The 20,929-nt window shown below is 60.7% G+C and carries 20 protein-coding genes and 2 riboswitches; of the genes, 16 read left to right on the plus strand and 4 right to left on the minus strand.

What is annotated here, in order from left to right:
- Nucleotides 1-3: 3 nt before the first annotated feature.
- The gene (locus ACN0RV_RS08550; protein ID WP_417347212.1) at nt 4-1,284 is read right to left on the minus strand and encodes a MipA/OmpV family protein; all 1,281 of its coding nucleotides are present in this window, start codon (nt 1,282-1,284) and stop codon (nt 4-6) included.
- Nucleotides 1,285-1,556: 272 nt separating this feature from the next.
- A riboswitch (cobalamin riboswitch) is annotated at nt 1,557-1,741 on the plus strand.
- A 188-nt stretch (nt 1,742-1,929) separates the two neighbouring features.
- Here ACN0RV_RS08550 and ACN0RV_RS08555 point away from each other — a divergent pair.
- From ACN0RV_RS08555 to cobD, 14 genes are read left to right on the plus strand one after another with little or no spacing between them, the layout of a single operon-like run.
- Nucleotides 1,930-3,726 (plus strand): TonB-dependent receptor domain-containing protein, encoded by a 1,797-nt coding sequence (locus ACN0RV_RS08555; protein ID WP_417347213.1) that lies wholly within the window; start codon nt 1,930-1,932, stop codon nt 3,724-3,726.
- A gap of 42 nt (nt 3,727-3,768) precedes the next feature.
- A complete protein-coding gene (locus ACN0RV_RS08560; RefSeq protein ID WP_417347214.1) occupies nt 3,769-4,602 on the plus strand; it encodes an ABC transporter ATP-binding protein in 834 nt (277 codons plus the stop codon).
- A gap of 13 nt (nt 4,603-4,615) precedes the next feature.
- Nucleotides 4,616-5,587, plus strand: coding sequence for a FecCD family ABC transporter permease (locus ACN0RV_RS08565; protein WP_417347215.1), 972 nt, complete (start codon nt 4,616-4,618; stop codon nt 5,585-5,587).
- Complete coding sequence (gene cobU, locus ACN0RV_RS08570; RefSeq protein ID WP_417347216.1) at nt 5,584-6,105, plus strand: bifunctional adenosylcobinamide kinase/adenosylcobinamide-phosphate guanylyltransferase; 522 nt, start codon at nt 5,584-5,586, stop codon at nt 6,103-6,105. The genes ACN0RV_RS08565 and cobU (ACN0RV_RS08570) overlap by 4 nt, the downstream gene beginning before the upstream one ends.
- The gene (locus ACN0RV_RS08575; protein WP_417347217.1) at nt 6,102-6,920 is read left to right on the plus strand and encodes a cobalamin-binding protein; all 819 of its coding nucleotides are present in this window, start codon (nt 6,102-6,104) and stop codon (nt 6,918-6,920) included. Before cobU (ACN0RV_RS08570) ends, ACN0RV_RS08575 begins: the two co-directional genes overlap by 4 nt.
- A complete protein-coding gene (gene cobU / locus ACN0RV_RS08580) occupies nt 6,917-7,426 on the plus strand; it encodes a bifunctional adenosylcobinamide kinase/adenosylcobinamide-phosphate guanylyltransferase (protein WP_417347218.1) in 510 nt (169 codons plus the stop codon). The genes ACN0RV_RS08575 and cobU (ACN0RV_RS08580) overlap by 4 nt, the downstream gene beginning before the upstream one ends.
- Nucleotides 7,423-8,040, plus strand: coding sequence for a histidine phosphatase family protein (locus tag ACN0RV_RS08585; protein WP_417347219.1), 618 nt, complete (start codon nt 7,423-7,425; stop codon nt 8,038-8,040). The genes cobU (ACN0RV_RS08580) and ACN0RV_RS08585 overlap by 4 nt, the downstream gene beginning before the upstream one ends.
- On the plus strand, nt 8,037-9,101 hold the full coding sequence (locus ACN0RV_RS08590; protein WP_417347220.1) for a hypothetical protein: 1,065 nt from the start codon (nt 8,037-8,039) through the stop codon (nt 9,099-9,101). Before ACN0RV_RS08585 ends, ACN0RV_RS08590 begins: the two co-directional genes overlap by 4 nt.
- Nucleotides 9,102-9,105: 4 nt before the next feature.
- Entirely contained in the window at nt 9,106-10,572 is a 1,467-nt protein-coding gene (locus tag ACN0RV_RS08595; RefSeq protein ID WP_417347221.1) for a cobyric acid synthase, read from the plus strand.
- Nucleotides 10,569-11,879 carry a cobyrinate a,c-diamide synthase gene (locus ACN0RV_RS08600; RefSeq protein WP_417347222.1) on the plus strand — a complete coding sequence of 437 codons (1,311 nt, stop codon included), beginning with the start codon at nt 10,569-10,571 and terminating at the stop codon, nt 11,877-11,879. The genes ACN0RV_RS08595 and ACN0RV_RS08600 overlap by 4 nt, the downstream gene beginning before the upstream one ends.
- Nucleotides 11,876-12,637 carry an adenosylcobinamide-GDP ribazoletransferase gene (cobS, locus tag ACN0RV_RS08605; protein ID WP_417347223.1) on the plus strand — a complete coding sequence of 254 codons (762 nt, stop codon included), beginning with the start codon at nt 11,876-11,878 and terminating at the stop codon, nt 12,635-12,637. Before ACN0RV_RS08600 ends, cobS begins: the two co-directional genes overlap by 4 nt.
- Nucleotides 12,637-13,611, plus strand: a complete 975-nt coding sequence (locus ACN0RV_RS08610) for a TIM barrel protein (RefSeq protein ID WP_417347224.1) — start codon at nt 12,637-12,639, stop codon at nt 13,609-13,611. Before cobS ends, ACN0RV_RS08610 begins: the two co-directional genes overlap by 1 nt.
- The gene (gene cbiB, locus ACN0RV_RS08615) at nt 13,605-14,519 is read left to right on the plus strand and encodes an adenosylcobinamide-phosphate synthase CbiB (protein WP_417347225.1); all 915 of its coding nucleotides are present in this window, start codon (nt 13,605-13,607) and stop codon (nt 14,517-14,519) included. Before ACN0RV_RS08610 ends, cbiB begins: the two co-directional genes overlap by 7 nt.
- The gene (gene cobD, locus ACN0RV_RS08620; RefSeq protein ID WP_417347226.1) at nt 14,519-15,568 is read left to right on the plus strand and encodes a threonine-phosphate decarboxylase CobD; all 1,050 of its coding nucleotides are present in this window, start codon (nt 14,519-14,521) and stop codon (nt 15,566-15,568) included. The genes cbiB and cobD overlap by 1 nt, the downstream gene beginning before the upstream one ends.
- Here cobD and ACN0RV_RS08625 read toward each other — a convergent pair.
- The gene (locus ACN0RV_RS08625; protein WP_417347227.1) at nt 15,559-16,914 is read right to left on the minus strand and encodes an ammonia-forming cytochrome c nitrite reductase subunit c552; all 1,356 of its coding nucleotides are present in this window, start codon (nt 16,912-16,914) and stop codon (nt 15,559-15,561) included. The two genes, cobD and ACN0RV_RS08625, sit on opposite strands and share 10 nt — an antisense overlap.
- Nucleotides 16,915-16,988: 74 nt before the next feature.
- Entirely contained in the window at nt 16,989-18,203 is a 1,215-nt protein-coding gene (locus tag ACN0RV_RS08630; RefSeq protein ID WP_417347228.1) for an NnrS family protein, read from the minus strand.
- Nucleotides 18,204-18,591: 388 nt separating this feature from the next.
- On the opposite strand from ACN0RV_RS08630, the gene ACN0RV_RS08635 reads away from it, so the two are divergent.
- The gene (locus ACN0RV_RS08635) at nt 18,592-19,023 is read left to right on the plus strand and encodes a hypothetical protein (RefSeq protein ID WP_417347229.1); all 432 of its coding nucleotides are present in this window, start codon (nt 18,592-18,594) and stop codon (nt 19,021-19,023) included.
- 36 nt (nt 19,024-19,059) lie between these two features.
- Here the strand turns inward: ACN0RV_RS08635 and ACN0RV_RS08640 are convergent, their stop codons facing one another.
- Nucleotides 19,060-19,470 carry a DsrE family protein gene (locus tag ACN0RV_RS08640; protein WP_417347230.1) on the minus strand — a complete coding sequence of 137 codons (411 nt, stop codon included), beginning with the start codon at nt 19,468-19,470 and terminating at the stop codon, nt 19,060-19,062.
- Between the two features lie 173 nt (nt 19,471-19,643).
- Nucleotides 19,644-19,848, plus strand: a riboswitch (cobalamin riboswitch).
- 104 nt (nt 19,849-19,952) lie between these two features.
- Here ACN0RV_RS08640 and ACN0RV_RS08645 point away from each other — a divergent pair.
- Nucleotides 19,953-20,924 (plus strand): sirohydrochlorin cobaltochelatase, encoded by a 972-nt coding sequence (locus ACN0RV_RS08645; RefSeq protein WP_417347231.1) that lies wholly within the window; start codon nt 19,953-19,955, stop codon nt 20,922-20,924.
- Nucleotides 20,925-20,929 lie beyond the last annotated feature (5 nt).

The following is a 20,929-nucleotide window of genomic DNA, read 5'->3' on the forward strand; positions in this document are numbered from 1 at the left end:
ACCCTAGAAGTGCCATTGCAGGTAGAGGGTGTTGTAGTTACTGCCCCCTTTGATGCGTCCAAAGGCAGAGGAGCTCTCAAAAATGGAGCTGCGATGGTGGATGCTCCAGCCGAACCACACCTGCTCCAGGGCGGCGCTCTGGAACAGATCCCCAAGATTCAGATCGAAAGAGAAGTCCAAGTAGTTCATGAGCTTGGAAGGGCGATACCCCTTTTCCTCCAGCTCACTGCGCTCGATGTAGGTGGGGCGGCTGACGTAGGAGAGGCCTTCGGCCACACCTATTCGCCAACGCAGTGGCCAGTCGATGGTGTAATAGGCCTTGATTGCCACAACGCCCTCATAGGTGGTCTTTTGTACTTCCGAACTGTGGTGGTACACCGCGCCTGGGGTGAAGTAGAGGTCGATGGGCAGGCCAAACAAGGTGTCGGTCAGAGGGATGCCGTAGAACACTGAGGTGAGCTGATTGTTGTAGGGATCCTCCTCCCAGTCGAATCCCAGGATCTCCCCCAGATTGGAGGGCGTGGCCCAGCCGTGAGCCACTCGCAGGTAATGGCCGTTGAACTGGTCGCGGGTGAAATGCACTCCCTTGCTGTCAGGGTTCGGGAAGAAGGCGATGCCTGCATAGCTCTCCAGGGTAAAGCGTTTGTCCAGGGTGGGCAGATCGCCTGCGCCTTCTCCGAGCATGGAGCCTTCCAGCTTGCCGATGAAGTAAAGGTTACTGATCAGGTGCCAGGAGAGGTCGACGCCTGCGCTGATCCCGATGTCAGAGCGGCCGCCGCCGGTTTTCAGAGCGTAGTAGTGCTCGATAAATTCACGGCTGCGCCAGTCCAGTTGCACCTTGGGTTGGAAGGTGAAAGCGCCGTATTGATGGTCAAATCCGTAGCGCAGGTGGCCATAGCTGCGGCCATGGCTGTCACTGAGAAGCTCGGTATCGATGAAGTGGCCAGGACTTGGGATGTAACGGTAGCGGCCCCCAACGTCGAAGCTGTCTTCCTGGATGTCGTTCTGAAACTCCCGGGGGATGTCGAAAAAGCGAAACCGGCTAAGCAGGGTGGTTTGGTGTTGTTCCTGCTGCCACAAGTGATATCCCGCTTCCAGCCCATGGAGATAGAACTTATCCCCATGGAAAAACATCAGCGGCATGATGTCCGCTACCTGATCCACCTCGGTGTCGTAGGGGATATCCGCGTAACGCACGCCAATGGCGATGCCCCAATCCGGTTGCGGAGCGCTGCCGGGAACGGCCCAGGCCAGACCGCTGCAAAGAAGGGCAATTGTGCCCATCGACTTCTTCATAGGTGCCAGATTTCACCTCCTTTTGTTCGATATAACCAGCATAAACCCAATGAGTGAAAAAAATCTGAAAAAAATTTGGGCCACAAATTGAGGAATCAGCAGAGCAGGGCGGCCGTCGCAAACCCTTGGGGTGTCTAGTTTGGACATCCATACGGCCAAATGGAAAAGTGACTCAAAAGAATGACTGTGGGTTTTCACACACATTTTTCCCTCTTGAAAGCGCCGTGATCTCTGGCACAATCTCAATCTGTGGCATGGTTATCATGCCTCCAAACCAAGGTGCGAACGGGATTTACCCCCAGCGCATAACAGGGAACGCGGTGAGAATCCGCGGCTGTACCTGCAACTGTGATCAGAGCGACCCTCAAGACGCCACTGGGAAACCGGGAAGGAGAGGGTTGGGATGCTGAGAGCCAGGAGACCTACCTCGGTTTGCTGATTTGACTCAAGCGGGTTTCTTGAGCAGATAGCCTGAACGAACAATTTGGAGTATCAAGGTAAGCCACAGGCTTGCCCTCTGAGTCGTACCCATCTGGCTTACGTCTGTTGTATGTGCGCGATCTGTGGTGATCGCGCCGACCTCTCCTAGAGAGCATTCCCGCGCTTTTAAAACTCTAACTCAAAGGAAACACCATGAGTTTAAAAACGCGCTTCTCCCTGGTTGCCCTGGCTCTGGGCGCCGCCTTTACCGCCTCGGCGACCGAGGACGTCATTGTGGTCACCGGTGACCGCTTCGACTCTGCCCCTGAGCAGCAACTGACCATCATCAATACCATTGAGCGGGTTGAGATTGAGAAGATCAGCCCGACCTCTGTGGCCGATCTCCTTGAGCGCCTGCCCGGCGTCAGCGTGACCCGTAATGGCGGTGCGGGCCAGAATGCCAACATCAGCATTCGTGGTGCCAACTCCGATCATGTCTTGGTGCTGGTCGATGGCATTCGCATCAGTTCAGCCACCCTGGGTTCGGTCAGCTTCTCCAGCCTCTCTCCCGAGCAGATTGAGCGCATCGAGGTGGTGAAAGGTCCTCGCGCCTCCGTCTGGGGCAGCGATGCCATCGGCGGTGTTATCCAGATCTTTACCCGTAAGCTGGATCAGGGGCAGTGGTATGCAGGTGCTGCCGTCGGCAGTGATGCCTATCAACGTTTGGCGGCAGGTGTTGGCGTAGGTCACGGCGATGGCCGCACCAGCCTGACCCTGTCTACCGAGCAGAGCGATGGCTTTGATGCCAAGCGTGACGGCGAAGATGACGATGACGGCTTTGATCGCATTACCGCCGGCATCAATGGTGAGCAGACACTGAACAATCAGTGGCAGTTGAACTGGACCGGTCAGTACAACACCGGCAACAATGAATACGACAGCTCCTATGGCGGCAACCAGGCAGACATCGATAACTTCTATTGGAACCTGGGTGCCCAGTACAACCAGGGCGATTACACCAGCAAGCTGACAGTGGGCCAGGCTCGCGACTACAACGACAACTTCCGTGACGGCAGCCCGGACCACAGCATCTACGAGACCCGCCGCGAGCAGCTGAGCTGGAGCAACCAGTATCTGGCCAGCGACGTGCTGACCCTGATTGGCGGTGTGGATTTCTATAACGAGTCCGTTCGTGGTGATTATGCTCAGGATGAGCGCGATATCCTGGGTGTTTACGCCCTGGCCCGCGCCGACCTGGACGCCTGGCTGCTGGAAGCCGTGGTGCGCTACGACGATGTGGAGAAGATCGATTCCGAGACCTCCTACAACCTCAGTGCCGCCTACCGTTTCGGCAATGGCTGGCGACTGACCGCAGGCCATGGCACCGCCTTTAAGGCCCCTAGCTTTAACGATCTCTACTGGCCAGGATCTGGCAACCCGGATCTGCGCTCAGAGACGGCTAACAACACCGATCTGACTCTGAGCTACTCCGGCGACGGCTATAACGCCTACCTGAGCGTGTTCAGCAACGACGTGGAAGATCTGATTCAATGGGCCGACACCGGTGAAACCGATGACAATGGCTGGGCAATTTATAAGCCAGCCAACGTCGATGAAGCCAAACTGGAAGGGGTGGAGCTGAGTGTCAACTTCACCACATTCGGCCTGGACCACCAAGTTGCCTACACCTATCTGGACGCCAAGGATGAGCAGAAGGATGAGCAGCTGGAAGGGCGCAGTGAACACGAGTTTGACTACTCTGCTTCTTACGCCTGGACCCAGTGGGATCTGACTCTGGACTACCACTATCAGGGCAAGCGTAAGGAAAAGGGCGATAACTACCTCGACCCTTACCACAAGGTTGACCTGAGCCTGGGGTATGAGTTCTCTGAAAGCTGGTTTGTGCGCCTCAAGGCCAATAACCTGTTGGATCAGGAGATCATCACCAGCGCCAATTACAATGGTCCAGGCACAGAGTGGTTCCTGAGCGTTAGCTACACCCAGTTCTAACCCAAAACGCGGGCCGCTTGGTGGCCCGCCGGAGGCAGCGCCATGTTTAAGGCATTTGACGATCTACCCCGTACCCCACAGCCGCCCCTGCAATTGGAGGTGGAGAACCTGGGGTGGGGCGATGGGCGCCGAACCATACTCTCCGGGATCAGCTTCAACATATTCCAGGGAGAGTTTGTGGGTCTGCTCGGCCCCAATGGCGTCGGCAAGTCCACCTTGCTGCGCTGCCTCTATCGTTACCTCGACCCCACCAGTGGCCGTGTGCTGCTGCGGGGCCGAGATACCCAGACAATGAGTCGCCGCCAGTTTGCCCGAGAGGTGGCGGTGGTGACCCAGCACCTGCCCAGCGGATTTTCGATGACCGTGCGTCAATTTCTGACCACAGGCCTGCTGGCCCAAAGCAACTGGTGGCAAAGACTGGATCGCCGCAAAGAGCGAATTCAGATTGATGAAATGCTGGAGCGGGTGCAATTGACCGAGATGGCCGATCGCCACTTCGAGCTGCTCTCCGGCGGTGAGCGTCAGCGGGTGCTCATAGCCCGCGCCCTGTTGCAGCAGCCCAAACTGTTGCTGTTGGATGAACCCACAAACCACCTGGATATCCGCTACCAGATTGACACCCTCAAGCTGCTTCGCGGCCTTGGGGTCACCGTGGTGGCCTCCATTCACGACCTGAACCTGGCCAGTGCCTACTGCGATCGCCTGTTGCTGCTGCACCAAGGCCGATTGGCCGCCTATGGGGAGCCAGGTCAGGTGCTGACCCAGAAACAGATCGCCCAGACCTACGGCGTGGATGCTCGCATCGACCCCCATCCCCAGGGAACCCACCCCAGAATTACCTACGACTACCACAATAGCGACTATGCCCTTGCTTAAACCCGGGCAGCTGATGCTGCTGCTCCTGCCACTGCTGCTGATCTCTCCTCTGGTGGCCGTGGCCACCGGCTCCGCCGACATTGCGCCCTTTGATGTGGCCCAGGCGGTGGGCCGCGCCCTCACCGGTGAGGCGGCCCAGGGGCTGTCGGACCGAATCATCATTGAACTGCGACTGCCACGGGTGTTGCTGGCCATGCTGTGCGGTGCCGGCCTGGCGGTGTCCGGCTCTGTGCTTCAGAGCGTCACCCGCAACCCCCTGGCCGATCCCTATCTGTTTGGTATCTCCGCCGGCTCCACCCTGGGCGCGGTTCTGGCGCTGACCCTGGGGGTGGCCGGCCTCGGCTTGCCCCTGTGCGCCTTCCTGGGATCGTTGATCGCCGTGGCGGTGGTGATGGTGATGGCCAGAGACGGTCAGGTTGAAGGGCTGATCCTGGCCGGTGTGGCCATCTCATTTCTGCTCTCCTCATTGGCCAATCTGGCGCTCTATTTCGGTGACAGCCAGGCGATTCAGGCGGTGCTGTTCTGGAGTCTGGGCAGTTTCAGCCGAGCCACCTGGGCCACCCTGTGGATCCCCGGGCTGGTGGTGCTGGTGTCCCTGGTGATCATCCATCAGTTTCAGCGGCCTTTGCAGGCCCTGATGGCGGGGGATGAGAGCGCCCATACCCAGGGGGTGGCGGTGGCACCGCTGCGTCTGGGCATGTTGCTGCTGACTGCCCTCATTACTGCCTCCCTGGTGGCCTATTGTGGCGGCATCGGCTTTGTCGGCCTGATGGTGCCCCACATCGTACGGATGCTTATTGGTGCGGCCAGCGGAGCCACCATAGTGGCCACCGCGGCGTTCGGTGCGGTGATGATGGTGTGGGTGGACCTGCTTGCCCGTCAGCTCCTTGGCAATCAGGAACTGCCGGTCGGGGTGGTGACCGCCATCCTCGGCAGCTGCTTCTTTATCGTTCTGTTGGTTAACCGGCGCAGGAGGCTGGCATGAAACAGTTGATCACCGGCGGCGCCCGCTCTGGCAAGAGTGCCCTGGCCCAGGCCCGAGCCCTTGAGTGGCAACAGCAAACCGACGGCAAGGTGGTGGTGATCGCCACCGCTACCGCCGAGGGCCAGGAGATGGCTCAGCGTATCGCCCACCACCAGTCGCGTCGTCCCAACAGCTGGCAATTGCTGGAAGCCCCCAGGAACCTGGGGGATCTGCTGGCGAAACACAGTCAGCCCAATACGTTGATTATGGTGGATTGCCTGACTCTGTGGCTCTCCAATGAGTTGTTTGGCGGCGACTGGCCCATGGCCAAAGAGGCACTGCTCGATGCCCTTCCTGGCCTGCCAGGACCACTGATCCTCATCGGAAACGAGGTGGGGCAGGGGGTGGTGCCCCTGGGTGAGGGCAATCGTCGCTTCGTGGACGAGTGTGGCTGGCTGCAGCAGCACCTCTCCCCCCTGATGGACAGAGTCACCCTGACCCTTGCCGGTCTGCCCCTGGAACTGAAGGAGTGTTCATGAGAGTCCTGGCGCTGCTAATGATTGTGCTGACTCTGCCTGCTCAGGCGATGCGCCTGGTGGCCCTCTCTCCCCATTCGGTGGAGATGCTGTTTGAGCTCGGCGCTGGGGAGGAGATCCTGGCGACGGTGGATTACGCCGATTACCCGGAAGCGGCCAAGGCGATTCCCCGCATCGGCCGCTACGATCATATGAACCTCGAGCGTCTGCTGGAGCTGCAGCCGGAACTGGTGGTGATCTCCTTTGAAGACACCTCGGCCCCCATCATCGAGCGACTGCAAACCCTGGGGATTTCCATGTTTGACAGCAGCGTCACCAGTGTCGACGAGGTGGCCGACAAGCTCGAATCTTTGGGCATGGCCATCGGCCGTGAGGCTCAGGGGCAAAAGAGTGCCGAGGCGTTTCGCACTCGACTGGCACAACTGCGTCAGCAATACAGCCAGGGCGAGCCGGTGAAGGTGTTCTATCAGGTGTGGCCCGAGCCCCTGACCACGGTCTCCGGTGGCTGGATGAACGGCATCCTCGCCGATTGCGGCGCCATGAACATCTTTGCCGACGGCACTGCCGACTACCCCCAGGTGGCGATGGAGCAGGTGCTGATCCGAATGCCCGAACTCATACTTAAACCCCAGTATCACGGCAACAGCAACCAGGAGGCGGTGGCCTGGAGCAGTTGGCCAGAGATCCCCGCGGTCAAGCAGGGGCATGTTATCCCGATCCAGGGCGATCTGGTTCACCGTACCGGCCCGCGGGTGCTCGACGGCATGGCCATGGTGTGCCAGCTGGTCGATAAGGTGCGCCGGGAGTCGGTGCAATGATTCATCTCTATCTCGGCGGCGCCCGCAGTGGCAAATCTTCCCTGGCGGAGGAGCGTGCCTATCACTGGCCGGGGCAGGTGATCTACGTGGCCACCGCCCGCAGTCATCCCTCCATGGCTGAGCGCATTGAGCTGCATCGCAGCCGTCGTCCCGGCAACTGGCAATGCATTGAGGAGCCTCTGGCCTTGGCCGAGCTTATTGCCCAGGCCGATGCAGGTCAGCTGCTGCTTATCGACTGTCTGACCCTGTGGCTGACCAATCAGATGATGGCCGAGGCGGATCTCAGTCAGGCCCGAGATCAACTGGTCACTGCCCTGGCTTCGTCGGCGGCGGAAGTGGTGCTGGTGAGCACCGAGGTGGGGCAGGGGCTGATCCCCGATGATGCCATGAGTCAGGCGTTCGTTGCCGCAGCCGGTGAGCTGCATCAGGCCATCGCTCAGGTGGCCGACAGCGTCACCTTCTGCCAGGCGGGCCACCCCATCTTATTGAAGGAGTCAGGCCGATGAAAACCGTGTTGACCCTGGTGCGTCACGGCCGCCCCGAATTGGCGGACCGGTTGTTGGGCCGCACCGATCCTGGCCTGACCCCCCTTGGCTGGCAGCAGATGCAGCAAAGCTGCCAGGGCCTGAAGGTGGATGCCATCATTACCTCGCCCCTGACTCGCTGCGCCGATTTCGCCCAGGCCCTGGGAAGGGAGCGTCAGCTGCCCGTTGAGACCGAATCCAGGTTTCAGGAGTTGGATTTTGGCGACTGGGATGGCCTGGATTTTCAAACTCTGTGGCAAAGCACCGACGGCGCTTTCGAACTCTATTGGCAGGCGCCCTGGCAGGAAACGCCGCCGGGCGGTGAGTCCACCGAGTCGCTGCAACGGCGGGTGGAGCAGGCGCTGCTTGAACATGGTACTCGCCACAAGGGTAAGAACCTGTTGCTGGTGACCCACGCCGGGGTGATGCGTCTGGTGTTGGCCTGGCTGCTGGAAGGCTCCCGTCAGGGTAACGCTCATCTCAGTCGGGTGACCCTGGGCCACGCGGCACGCATCACTTTGAGCCTGTACCAGGATGAACAGGGCCAGGTGTGGCCTCAACTGGTGGAGCTGTATAACCCCCAGGAGGCACCATGAACGCCGCGCCAACAACCATCGTTTTCAATATTCTCAATGGGGCAGCCACCCAGCTGCCAGAGCTGCATAACCTGAGCGACGCCGGAGCGGGCAAGAACCTGATGCACCTTACGCCAACCCGGGATTCGGAGCTGATCTGTTCTGGTGAGGCACTGACGCCCCTGACCAACGCGCCGGCGCCCACGGCGTTGACCGCCAAAGGCCTGTTGGGCAACGGCGGCATCAGTCCGGCGGTGCTGACCCGGGGACTGCTGCAACTGCTGGCGTCCAAGGGGTTCAGGGTGGCGTTTCGCAGCTTTAACTTCGGTGTGGCGACCCCGAAACCGGGCCACAGCGACTGGCTGGAGTCGGTCCGCCATTTGGGCGGCATCGAGGCCAATACCGATGCACTGATTGAGCAGCAGCTGTTGCCGGAACTGCTGCGTCAGGCGGAGCAGGGGCAGATCAGCGTCCTGGCCGAGTGTGGCGTTGGCGGCACCACCTTCTCCACCCTATGGCTCAGGTTGTTGACCGGGCTGGGGCTGACTCCGGCGGGCAGCACCAAGGACAGCGCCAAGCTTATGCAGAAACAGGCGCTGCTCTCCCAGCTGGAGCAGGAGTATCGCCAGCACAGTCAGGCATTCTGTGTCGACACCCTGCTGGCCAACGAGAGATTTCACGACGCCATTCAGCGGTCGGTTTATCAGACCCTGTATCACTGGCCTGAAGGCCTGCCTCTGCCCAGGCTGGCCGGGGGGATGATGTTTGTGGCGCCGCTGCTGGCGGCCCACCAACGCCGCCCCACCTTGACCGGGTCGGTGGACACCACCCGCTGGGTGCTCTCCGGTGAGGGCGAGAAGGTACTGGGGCATCTGCCCGGGCAGTGGCAGCTCCGCCTCAACAGCACAGACTTCAATCAGAGCCGCCATCACTGTCTTAACCTGTATGAACAGGGATTGGTGGTGGAGGGCTGTGGCCTGGGCGGTTGCCTGGTGCTGGCAGAGCAACTGGGCCTGTCACAGGCCGAGATCATCGGCGGGCTGGACAGGGCCGTCATCGAACATATGAACCGATTCGGGTAACAGCATGAGTGGATTCAAACTGATGGTGCAGGGCACCACCAGCGACGCGGGTAAAAGTGTCATGGTTGCCGGTTTGTGCCGGGTTCTGGCGAGGCGGGGGATCAAGGTTGCGCCCTTCAAACCACAGAACATGGCGCTCAACAGTGCGGTCACCGCCGAGGGCGGCGAGATTGGCCGAGCCCAGGCGGTTCAGGCCCAGGCTTGTGGCCTGGAGCCCAGCGTTCTGATGAACCCAGTGCTGCTCAAACCCAACACAGATACCGGTGCCCAGGTGATTGTCCGGGGCAAGGCGCTCACCGACATGGACGCCCGGGAGTACCATGAGAACAAGCCCAAGCTGATGCAGATGGTGCTGGATACCTTCGAAGAGCTGGGACAGGGCTACCAGGCCCGCCTGGTTGAGGGGGCTGGCAGCCCGGCGGAGATCAACCTACGTGAACATGACATCGCCAACATGGGCTTCGCCGAAGCGTCCGACTGCCCTGTGGTGATCGTGGCAGACATCGATCGCGGCGGAGTGTTTGCCCATCTCTATGGTACCTTCGAACTGCTCTCCGACACCGAGAAGGCCAGGGTCAAAGGCTTTATCATCAACCGTTTCCGCGGTGATCCCAGCCTGCTCGATTCCGGCCTGGCCTGGTTGGAACAGAAGACCGGTGTGCCGGTGTTGGGGGTGGTCCCCTACCTGCGTGGCCTGTATCTGGAGGCGGAGGACGCCATCAATGTGCAGCAGACCGATGAGGACGCCCGTTTCAAGGTGGTGGTGCCCGGACTGCCGCGCATCTCCAACCACACAGATTTTGATGCCCTGCGGTTGCACCCCAAGGTAGACCTGACCTTCGTGCGCCCGGGCAATGAACTGCCCGCCGCGGATCTCATCATCCTGCCCGGCTCCAAGAGCACCAGGGGCGATCTTCAGGCGCTGAGGGATCAGGGCTGGGATCGCCAGATTGCCCGCCACTTGCGCTTTGGTGGCAAGGTGATCGGCATCTGCGGCGGTTACCAGATGCTGGGTCAGCGCATCGACGATCCCGATGGCGTCGAAGGGGCGCCCGGCAGCAGTGATGGTCTCGGCTATTTGGACCTGGTCACCGTGCTCACCGGCGACAAGCGCCTGACCCGGGTGCAGGGCAGCCTGTCTCTGGATGGGGAGAGTGCCCCGGTGACCGGCTACGAGATCCATGCCGGCCGCAGTCAGGTGACCGCCAGCCAGCCCTTCGTGCTGGCCGGTGAGGCCGACGGTGCCATCGACACTGGCAACCAGATACTCGGTGGTTACCTGCACGGGCTGTTCGATGAACCCCAGGCCTGCAACCTGCTGCTGCGCTGGGCCGGGCTGGAGGAACAGCACTCCCAGGCCCAGGATATGGATGCCTTGCGAGAGCAGGGGATCGATCGCCTCGCGGATTGCCTGGAGCAGTACCTGGATCTCGATCGGGTATTTGCCGGACTAAAGGGGTGGCAGTCATGACCCAGTACCGCTGCCCGGCACTGCTGGTGACCGCCCCCTCCAGTGACAGTGGCAAGACCACAGTGGTGGCTGCCATGGCCCGTTACTGGCGCAACCGGGGTAAGAGGGTTCGGGTATTTAAGACCGGGCCGGACTTTATCGACCCCATCTTCCATGAGGTCGCCAGTGGCCAGCCCGCCTATCAGCTGGATCTGGGGATGATGGGGGAGGCAGCCTGTCGACGCCATCTGGCCGCGGCTGCCGCCGAAGCCGACCTGATCCTCATCGAAGGGGTGATGGGGATGTTCGACGGCCGCAGTTCCAGTGCCGATCTGGCCAGCCTGTTTGGGGTACCCACCATGGCGGTGATCCCAGCGGCCAAGATGGCTCAGACCTTTGGCGCCATCGCCAGCGGCCTGGCCCATTATCGCGAGGACGTCACCCTGTTCGGGGTGGTGGCCAACAAGGTGGGTAGCCCTGGCCATGCTTTGATGCTGGAGGAGAGCCTGCCGGAGGAGATCGCCTTCTGTGGCTGGCTACCCCGGGATGAGAGCCTGGCACTGCCGGACAGACACCTGGGACTGGTGCAGGCCCGAGAACTGCCCGACCTGGACGCCTGGCTCGATGTGGCCGCGGCCAAGCTGGGAGAAAGCTGTGACATGCCTCTGCCTGAGCCGGTGAGCTTCCAGGCGGTACCGCAAGACGCTGAGCTGGAGGCTTTGGGTCAGCCTCTGTTGGGGCGCACCATCGCCGTGGCCGATGACGCCGCCTTTGCCTTTGTCTACCGGGACAATCTAGCACTGCTGACCAGACTCGGCGCCGAGCTGGTGCACTTCTCACCCCTGAAGGATGAACTGCCCCAGTGCCACGCCCTTTATCTGCCCGGAGGTTACCCCGAGCTTCATGGTCCGGCCCTGACCGCCAATACCCTTCTAATGCGACAGATCCGCGACTTTGCCGGTGCCGGTCATCCCGTGGTGGCTGAATGTGGCGGCATGCTCTATCTGCTCGAGCATCTGACCGACAAACAGGGGCAGGGTACGGAGATGCTGGGAATTTTACCCGGCAGCGCCCAGATGCAGCCACGGCTGCAGGGGATCGGAATGCTCAGCGCCGAAATACAGGGTTTCACCCTGCACGGTCACTGCTTCCACTACTCCAGCAGCGACATACCGCTGGAGCCCATTGCCACCGCGACTCAGCCGGGGCGGGTGAAAGTGGCCGAGCCGGTCTACCGGCAGGGAGGGGTGGTGGCCTCCTATGTGCATTGGTACTTCCCATCGGCGCCGGCTCTGGTGGCTAACTGGTTTTTGGGGGAACACCCATGAACCCCAAGCTGATCCTGACCGCACTGGGGTTTCTGACCCGGCTGAGGATGCCCTCCTGGGTGCCCTTCGACCCGGACAGTGTGGCGCGCTCTGCCCGCTGGTTTGCCCTCATCGGCCTGGTGTTGGGCGCTGTAGCGGCAGGGGCTTTGTCTGTCCTGACGCCCTGGCTGGGTCAGCCTCTGGCGGTGGTGCTGGTGTTGGTTTTGCTGTTGCTGGTTACCGGCGCCTTCCATGAAGATGGGCTGGCGGATACCTTCGACGGCTTTTGGGGTGGCTGGGAGCGGGATCGTAAGCTGGCGATCATGAAGGACAGCCAGATCGGCACCTACGGGGTGCTGGCTCTGATAGGCGCCCTGGCCATCAAGGCGGTGGCGTTGACTCAGCTGCACCTGGGACTGGCCATGGTGGCGCTGCTGGTGAGTCATGCCGGCAGCCGGGCGGTGGCCGGGTTGGTGCCGGTGCTACTGTCCTACGCTCGAACCGGGGAGGGCAGTAAGACGCCTCAGCGCCAGCACCAGCCGGGGTTTGGCGACCAACTGGCGTTGATGATCTGCGCGGCGCTGCCGTTGCTGCTGCTTCCCTATGAAGCCGCGGCGGTGTTGGCGTTGGTGTGGAGTGGTGTCTTTGCCCTGATGACCTGGTTGATGCACCGCCACATCCAGGGCTATACCGGCGATACCCTGGGCGCCACCCAGCAGTTGACCGAGTGCGCCACCCTCATTGCCCTGGTGGCCATGATGAATCAGGGCTGGCTCTGATGAAGCAGCTGCTGAACATCACCGTCAATCCCGCCCCGGGTCACCTACTCCAGGACTGGTCCCAGGCCAGAGAGTGGCTTAACCGCTGGTCTTTTGATGGCTTCGAATACGCGCCTCACGGGCTCTGGTCCACAGCCAGTGTGCCGGCGGATCTGGCGGGCGGCTTGCACTTGACCTTCTTTCCCATATTGACGCCGTTCTGGCGCCAGGATTGGCCGCAGCTGCTTAAGATCTTCGGCGATCGCCAGACCGTGGAGCACTTCTACGGCGGACTGGACCCCCAGTGCCTGGTGGACACCTATGTGTATCAGCTTAACCTGGCCGCGGATCTGGATATCCCCTACGTGGTGTTTCATCCGGTGACCTGTGACATGGATAATCTGTTCACCCAGGCGTTTCCCTGGCACTGGCGTGAGACCCTGGAGGTGTGCGCCGAGCTGCTTAATGCCGCCCTGGGCCAGAGCCGCTACCGGGGCAAACTGCTGTTTGAGAACCTGTGGTGGCCGGGCAGCTTCCGCCTGGACGATCGCCAGGAGTACGACACCCTGCGTCAACTGGTGAACTACGACAACTGTGGCCTTTGTTTCGACAGCGGTCATCGCATGGCCACCAATACCGCCCTCAGAAACGAGTCTGACGGCGTCGCCTGGTTGGTGAAGGAGCTCAAGCGACTGGATCTCACTGGGGAGATCCACACCCTGCACCTGAACTGCAGCCTGAGTGGCGACTACATCGAGCAGGCAAAACAGCGCAGCGAACCCTATAAGGGCTGCGCCGATTTCTGGTATCAGCTGGAAGTGGCACTGAAACACGTCAGCACCATAGACGGCCACCACCCCTTTACTGAGGCGAATCTGCTTCCCCTGGTGGAGGCCTGTGAGCCACAGCATCTGGTGCACGAGCTGGCCCAGCACTCACTGAAAGGGTGGGGCAGCGCCATTGAACAACAACGACCCCTGGTATCCCCATGCTAGATCCTCAGCCACTTTGGCTCACCCTGATGATCCCCGTCCTGGCCCTGCTTCTGGACCGCCTGTTGGGCGAGCCGCGCCGCTTTCACCCTTTGGTGGGGCTGGGCCGAATGATCTCCTGGCTCGAGCGCCGTCTCTATCGTCCCAACACCGAGCGGGGCGTACTGGCGGTGGTGCTGCTGCTTCTGCCCCTGGGCCTGCTGCTGCTCTGGCCGTTACCCTGGTGGGCACAGGTGGTGGTGCTCTATCTGGTGCTGGGTAATCGCAGCCTGGGGGAGCATGGCCAGGCGGTGGCCGATGCCCTCAAGGCCAAAGACCTTCCCCTGGCCAGGGAGCGGGTAGGCTACATGGTCAGCCGTAAAACCGGTCAGCTCAGCGAAACCCAGGTAGCGGCGGCCACCATGGAATCAGTATTGGAAAATGGCAACGACGCGGTGTTTGGTGCGCTGCTGTGGTTTTTGATTGCCGGCGTGCCCGGGGCGGTGGCGTTTCGCATCGTCAATACCCTGGACGCCCGTTGGGGCTATAAGAACCCCCGCTATCTGAATTTTGGCTGGGCTGCGGCCCGGCTGGACGATCTTATGGGCTGGCTGCCCGCCCGATTAACCGTACTCACCTACGCCCTGCAGGGCCAGGCCGGCCAAGCCATGCGCTGTGCTCGTGAGCAGGGGAGGCGCTGCGCCAGTCCTAACGGTGGCCCGGTAATGGCCGCCGGTGCCGCCGCCCTGGAGGTGACTCTGGGCGGCGCCGCCCAGTACGAGGGTTACAGCTGTGAGAAGCCCCTGCTGGGGCAGGGGGCGGCACCGACCGGAGAGTCGGTGCAGCGTGCGGTGACCCTGGTGGACCGGGGCGCCTGGGCCTGGGCTGGGCTGTGTGCCCTGACCGGATTGTTGCTTTGGGGAGGCCTGTGATGACTCAGATGAGACCAATAACGCCCTCGAGCCTGCATCATGGCGGTCGGCTACGTCAGGCGGCGAAGGAGTATGGCATCCCCTTCGACAGCTGGTTGGATCTCTCCACCGGCGTCAGTCCCTGGACCTATCCGGTCGGTGAGATGCCGGTGCTCAGCTGGAACCGTCTGCCCGAGTGTGAAGATGGCTTGGAGGAGGCCGCCCGTGACTATTACGGCTGCCAGTCACTGTTGCCGGTGGCCGGCTCCCAGGCGGCGATTCAGGCCATACCCAAGCTTTGGCGTCTGCGCATGGAGGGGCTGGGGCGTTGGCAATCCGGCCTCAAAGTTCTGCTGCCCAGGGTGGGGTATAAGGAGCATCAGAAAGCCTGGCTTCGCGCGGGTTGGCAGGTGGTGCACTATGATTCTCAGCCCGATGAAACCCTGGATCCCCAGGTGGCCGCCCTGGTGGTGATCAACCCCAATAATCCCACCGGACAGCGTCAGGAGCGGGCATCGCTGCTGGCTTGGCACAACCAGTTGCAGAGTCGCCACGGCCTGCTGCTGGTGGATGAGGCGTTTGCCGATGTGGAACCGGCCCAGAGCCTGTCAAAGCTGTGTCCTTTGCCTGGTCTGGTGGTGCTGCGCTCCATCGGCAAGTTCTTTGGTCTGGCAGGCATACGGGCCGGCTTTGTCCTGGCCGAGCCCTGTCTGTTGGCACAGCTGACCGATGAGCTGGGGCCCTGGACCCTGGCCGGGCCCAGCCGCATCGCTTGTCGCCGCGCTTTGGAAGACAAGAGGTGGCAGGTTGAGCAGACTGAGCGGTTGATGGCGGCGTCGAATCGTTTGAACCGGCAGCTGAAGTCCCTGGGGGGCAGACTCTGTGGTACCGGACTGTTTCAGACCCTCTACCACCCGCGGGCGGCGATTTGGCACAGACAGTTGTGTCGGGAGGGGATATTGGTGCGGCTGACCGATGAGGGGGATGGACTGAGGTTTGGTCTGCCCTTGGATGAGAGTCAGTGGCAACGCCTGGCTCAGGCGCTGCCACTGCTGATCTCTTACTCGTGAGGCAATCGGCTGGCCGCTTCCGGCCAGTGTTTCTTGATCTCTGAGTCGATGAAGGCTTTCTTCTCGGCGGTCAGTTTGTCCATATCCAGGCCTACGGCAGCCTGAACTGCCTCTTTACTGGAGAGATCCGGATAGGTCACCGTCTCCACCTTGAGGCGAAGCAGAATCTCGCCGAGCTGAGCCCGCGCCTGTTTGGCCTGGGCCAGGGCGGTGGTCAGCAGCTCCATCCCCTCTTTGGGGTTGTGGGCATACAGGCCATGGGAGGAGACGGCAAAATCCCATCGCCACTGGCTGTGGCGGATGCTCATCAACGGCTCATCCATAAAGTACCATTCGGCGCCGGCATCCCAGGCCGCCTTGGCTTCGTAGTGAGCCTTGACCAGCAGCAACTCCACCTCGGTACGCAGCGCATCGATCTTCTCTTTGTTGACTCTCAGCGCCGCTTCCACGCCCGCCTTGCTGTCGTGACAGCCGGCACAGGCCTGGTCGAAACGCTCCAGGGCGTTGCCTACCCTGTGTTCACTGAAGCTCTGGCCGTTGTCACCCTGCTCCTGAGGCATGTGGCAGGTGATGCAGGTGGCGCCCTCTTTGGCGTGGTGGCTGCGGCTCCAGTGCTCGAACTCGGGGTGTCTGGCCTTGAGCATCGGTGTGCGGGAGATGGGGTGGGACCACTCGAAGAAACGACGAGTGTCGTAATAGCGTTCAATGTCGTCCGCAGTGCTGCCAAAGATCCAGGGGATGTTGACCTTGTTGCTGGCTTCGGGCTGGAAGTAGTAGGTGACATGACATTGGCCACAGGTCTGGGCACCCTGCATGGCGGCATTCTGCTCATTGAAGGGCAGGCTGACCTTGGCCATTGCCTTCTGGGCGTGGGGCCGACTCAGGGTCAGCTTGGTAGAGTCGGACTCATGGCAGTCGCTGCAACCGACGGTGTTGCCCATTTCGGCGCCCAGATCGGTAAAGTTCTTGCCGGAGAACCCCTCTTCGCCCAGCTTGGCCATCATCCTGGGTACGTCTGGTCCCTTACAGGTCCAGCAACTGGCGGACATCCCCTTCTGACCTTCCGCAGGGGCCACCCCGGTTCTCAGGGTTTGCGCCACATCAGAGATGGCGAAGCGATGGCCCCTTGGGCTGTGGAACTCTTTGGCATAGGCACTGCCTGCCCAGAGCACTACCAGTTGGGGGCGCTGAGCCAGCATATCTTCGCGTTCGCCCTGGTTCTCTGTGGTCTGCCAGGACTGGTACTCCAGGGGAGAGCGCTCCTTCCAGAAGCTATTGGGCACGGCGTCGGCGGCGTGCAGGCTAAAGCTCAGGGCCGACAGCAGCAGGGGAGTCATGATGCGCATGGGGGTCTCGTTGTCTTGTTGTGATTATCTGTAAATTTAGTTGAGGGTACAGGCCTCGCCTGCACCCCCTTAGCTTACCCGGGGCGTCCGTCCAGTCTGGGTTTGCTCAGCATGCCGGTATAGTGCCACAGGAACAGGCCGAAGGCTGCGGTCCACAGGCTGGCGGCCAGCCAGTGCCAGATGATGGTGTTCTCTGGCCAGAGGATGGGACCAAAGGCGCGCACCAGGGCCGCGGCCAGGATCATCACGAAACCAGGCGCCATGGCCGGGCCTGCGTAGATGTTGCGACCGGTATGACCCAGGGAAACCCGGGAGATCATCGACAGGCACATGCCACCGATGGCGCCTACACCCACCAGATGCAGCATTTGCCGCTCAATGTGCGGGTTGTCCAGGAACAGAGCCATACCCAGCAGCGCCAAGGCGATACACAGGTAGCTCAGGTGCAGCGACCACAACATGGGCTCCTTCAGGGTCTTGTGGGGGAACCAGCGGGCCTGGCGAACCAGTTGCAGGGTACCGGCAACCACCAGCAGCCCCTGGAGGGCTACGCCGCTCAGGGTGTGGGTGACCGAGTTGATGGCCAGGATAGCCAGGGCGATAAACAGCGGCCAGTCCAGATAGGGCAGGGGAGAGGGCTTGCCCCTCTTGATGCGGATGGCGGTGAAAAAGGGCACCACCCGTCCGCCCACAAAGGTGATCATCAAGGCCATCCACCAGATCATCGCCTGCCACAGGGTGGAGGAGAGCACCATGTCTCTCTGATAGAGGGCATAGTAGCTGTAGAGATTGGCACCCGTGGCTAGCAGCAGCAGCAGGGGGAAACCCAGGTTGCGCCATTGGTGAACCTTGATGATGGAGTGGCCAATTTTACCGGCGGTGATCAGCAGAAAACCGGTGTCAGCCAGGGCGGGCAACCACAGGGGAATGGCAGTAGGCAGCATCAGGCTGACCCGAGCCAGCAGCCACAGGAAGAAAACCAGCGCCAGGGGCCAACCTTTAAGGCCAGGTTGATTGGTCCAGTTCTGGGTGGCGGTTAGCAGGAACCCGGCCACGATGGCCATGGCGAACCCAAACAGCATCTCATGGGGGTGCCACCAGATGGGGATCACCGGACTAAAGAAGCTGGGGCTGAGAATCGGCGATTGACCCGGCAGGTACCAGACCAGCAGCCACAGCGGAATCAACAGGGCCGCAGCGGCGGCACCGGCCAGGAACATGGGGCGGAATCCAAGCCGGAACAGTGCCGGAGTCGGGTCTTTGAAGTTGGGATCATCGATATTGAGCATAGGGTCACCTGCGAAATTGGGTGTCACCTTGGGACTTCCTCAGAGCGGGTGCTAACTCAAACTCTAAAGATGCATTCAAAATGACAGTTATACTTTAGTGAAATACTCGGGAATGCTCAAGGGCTGTTTGAAGTGCTCCGGCAAAGTGTGAACTGGTTCACCAAGTGCCTATTACTAAAGGGGTAAATGCGCTGAGCGCATCTTAAATCTCAGCTGCCAAAGTGGGATCCCTTTGAGGGCAGACAAAATAGTTGGGTGATCTAAATTCATACTGATTTTGTATAAGAGGGTGATATTTGGTGGAAAAGTGACCGAATTGGGGCCATGTTATAGGCTAAGGGAGTAGGAAAGGCGACAGGCATGGCGCCTCAATTAGGGAAGCAGGACTATGACTCATGTTTTTACTCACCCCGATGAGGTGAAACAGCGCGTACACATCGAACTGCCGTTGGTGGCCATCGCAGGCATTCTGACGTTGATGTTTCCAACCTGGGTGGACAATCCCCATTGGTTGCTGATTCTGTTTTGTGCTTCTCTGGGGTTGTGCTGCTTTCGCATGACCTACCAGATCTTGCGACTTATCCCCTACCTCAATACCGAAATTCAGGTAGACCCGGTGGGATTTACCCTCACCAGTGCCGATGGCAACTTCATTCGTCACCTCTGGCAGGAGGTGGATGACGCCTATTACGACCGCACCTCTCAGGTGATGGTGGTGGAAGACGCCCGGCAGCAACCGCTGTTTGTGGTGTCTGAGCAGATCAACGATTTTCCTGATCTCGAAAAAGCGATACGTCAACACGCACTGATCTGCCTGTAGAGGAACCACGGGGAGCGTTGTGCTCCCCTTTCATTTTTAGGGCTTGATGTAGACGTAGCCCTCTTCAGACTGCAGCCGGATAATCTCCAGTGTGCCCGAAGGGACAAACTCCACACCGGCCAACACCTGGTCTTTGCTGAGCTCTCTGAATCGTAACGTGGACGCGCAGAAACGGAACTGCACCCCTTTCTCCATCAGCGCTTCCACTCTGGGGGCGAAAGCCTTGTCATCCCTGTCCGTCTCCCCCTTGAGCAAGAAATCTACGCCGCCGGCATAGGCGACCAGAGTGATCTTCATCTCCGGGTTGAGGCGCAGATGATCCTGAGCCATGTAAAGAGCGAATCGTCCCTGGGTGGGATCATCAATATGGAAGACAACCTTGGTTGGCTGGGCTAGGGCTGCCATGGGAAGCAGCAGCATGAGCAGGGTGGCGCGGATGATGTTCATGGTGTTTCCTCCCCCCGCAATCGGGGCAGATGGAAGGTCACAATTAACTCTAGGTAGTGTCCGGATCCACGGCAAGGAGGAGCGGCAAAAACCGGGGCGGATCTGGATCACGCCCTGAAGAGCCCGCCAAAATCACTTCAACTTTCCACAGTGTTTCCCTCACAGCCAGTTTCTACAATGGCCTCAGCAAGGGAGCCATACGTGCCGCTGCCAATCCGTAGCGAAGGGAACCGGATGAGAGATCCGGGCTGTACCCGCAACTGTATTCGGCCTTACCCAAAAGGTAACGCACCGCTGATACGCCACTGGTCAAGGCCGGGAAGGGCAGCGGAGCGCGAGTCGTAAGCCAGGAGACCTGCCCTTGCTGTCGTGCTGGATCCCGGGGCGGGCCTACCCCTGGAGCAGTCAGTCTCTGGCGCCAGCAACAGTTCAGGACATTGGCCGTCCACAGTGCCCTTGGGCACGAAAGGAAATTCACCTCCATGAAACCCCTTAAGATTGCAGCCGCCGCTGCTCTTCTTAGCGCCAACCTCTCTGCGGCGCCTCTCAATGAATCGGATCACTCCAGCGCCATTGTCCTGGCGGCTTTCGGCACCACCTATGATTCCGCGCTCAGTTCACTTCTGCAGATTCAGCAGGATGTGCAGGCGGCTTACCCGGACACTCCGGTGCATTTTGCCTTTACCTCCAACATCATTCGTAAGCGCTGGCAGGCCCGCCGTGATGATGCCGAGTACCGGGCGGCTCACCCTGAGGTCCCGGAATCCCTCTATTCGGTGAAGAACGTACTGGGCACCCTGGCGGACCTACAGGACCAGGGTTATCGCGACATTGTGGTACAGACCACCCTGCTGACCCATGGGGAGGAGTTCACCGACCTGTTGGCCTACACCGATGCCCTGGCCGGCATCGATACCGTTAAGGCCAGATGGAAGCCGTTCAACAGGATCGCCGTAGGCCGTCCCTTGATGGGCAGCTGGGGTCCGGCATTCGAGTATCGCGAGGATCTGGCCAAGTTGGCCGAGTCGCTCTCGGCAGACGTGGCGATGGCGAAAGAGCAGGGCGCGGCACTGGTCTACATGGGCCACGGCAATGACCACCTGTCCACCGGTCTCTACTACGAACTTGAGGAGCTGATGAACCAGCAGTATCCCCAGGTCAGCACCTATGTGGGCCTGGTGGAGGGACACCCCGATTTCGACCGTCTCAAGTCCCGCTTGAGCGAGGATGGCGTCACCAAGGTGGTGCTCAAGCCGATGATGGTGGTGGCAGGAGACCACGCCACCAATGACATGGCCGGCGACGAAGAGGACTCATGGAAGGTTCAGCTCCAGGGCGCGGGCATCGAGGTGACTCCGGTACTCAAGGGACTGGGAGAGACCCCACAGGTGCGCCAGCGCTACCTGACACACCTGGCCGACGCTGCAGATGCAGCTGGCATTGCCTTGAACTGATCCCT

The organism is Ferrimonas sp. (assembly GCF_048263965.1).
Lineage (GTDB): Bacteria > Pseudomonadota > Gammaproteobacteria > Enterobacterales > Shewanellaceae > Ferrimonas.

Bases quoted from the DNA above. Each gene is read 5' to 3' on its own strand.
- ACN0RV_RS08550 (WP_417347212.1), bottom strand. From the start codon at position 1,284: ATGGGCACAATTGCCCTTCTTTGCAGCGGTCTGGCCTGGGCCGTTCCC.
- ACN0RV_RS08555 (WP_417347213.1), top strand. From the start codon at position 1,930: ATGAGTTTAAAAACGCGCTTCTCCCTGGTTGCCCTGGCTCTGGGCGCC.
- ACN0RV_RS08560 (WP_417347214.1), top strand. From the start codon at position 3,769: ATGTTTAAGGCATTTGACGATCTACCCCGTACCCCACAGCCGCCCCTG.
- ACN0RV_RS08565 (WP_417347215.1), top strand. From the start codon at position 4,616: ATGCTGCTGCTCCTGCCACTGCTGCTGATCTCTCCTCTGGTGGCCGTG.
- cobU (WP_417347216.1), top strand. From the start codon at position 5,584: ATGAAACAGTTGATCACCGGCGGCGCCCGCTCTGGCAAGAGTGCCCTG.
- ACN0RV_RS08575 (WP_417347217.1), top strand. From the start codon at position 6,102: ATGAGAGTCCTGGCGCTGCTAATGATTGTGCTGACTCTGCCTGCTCAG.
- cobU (WP_417347218.1), top strand. From the start codon at position 6,917: ATGATTCATCTCTATCTCGGCGGCGCCCGCAGTGGCAAATCTTCCCTG.
- ACN0RV_RS08585 (WP_417347219.1), top strand. From the start codon at position 7,423: ATGAAAACCGTGTTGACCCTGGTGCGTCACGGCCGCCCCGAATTGGCG.
- ACN0RV_RS08590 (WP_417347220.1), top strand. From the start codon at position 8,037: ATGAACGCCGCGCCAACAACCATCGTTTTCAATATTCTCAATGGGGCA.
- ACN0RV_RS08595 (WP_417347221.1), top strand. From the start codon at position 9,106: ATGAGTGGATTCAAACTGATGGTGCAGGGCACCACCAGCGACGCGGGT.
- ACN0RV_RS08600 (WP_417347222.1), top strand. From the start codon at position 10,569: ATGACCCAGTACCGCTGCCCGGCACTGCTGGTGACCGCCCCCTCCAGT.
- cobS (WP_417347223.1), top strand. From the start codon at position 11,876: ATGAACCCCAAGCTGATCCTGACCGCACTGGGGTTTCTGACCCGGCTG.
- ACN0RV_RS08610 (WP_417347224.1), top strand. From the start codon at position 12,637: ATGAAGCAGCTGCTGAACATCACCGTCAATCCCGCCCCGGGTCACCTA.
- cbiB (WP_417347225.1), top strand. From the start codon at position 13,605: ATGCTAGATCCTCAGCCACTTTGGCTCACCCTGATGATCCCCGTCCTG.
- cobD (WP_417347226.1), top strand. From the start codon at position 14,519: ATGACTCAGATGAGACCAATAACGCCCTCGAGCCTGCATCATGGCGGT.
- ACN0RV_RS08625 (WP_417347227.1), bottom strand. From the start codon at position 16,914: ATGCGCATCATGACTCCCCTGCTGCTGTCGGCCCTGAGCTTTAGCCTG.
- ACN0RV_RS08630 (WP_417347228.1), bottom strand. From the start codon at position 18,203: ATGCTCAATATCGATGATCCCAACTTCAAAGACCCGACTCCGGCACTG.
- ACN0RV_RS08635 (WP_417347229.1), top strand. From the start codon at position 18,592: ATGACTCATGTTTTTACTCACCCCGATGAGGTGAAACAGCGCGTACAC.
- ACN0RV_RS08640 (WP_417347230.1), bottom strand. From the start codon at position 19,470: ATGAACATCATCCGCGCCACCCTGCTCATGCTGCTGCTTCCCATGGCA.
- ACN0RV_RS08645 (WP_417347231.1), top strand. From the start codon at position 19,953: ATGAAACCCCTTAAGATTGCAGCCGCCGCTGCTCTTCTTAGCGCCAAC.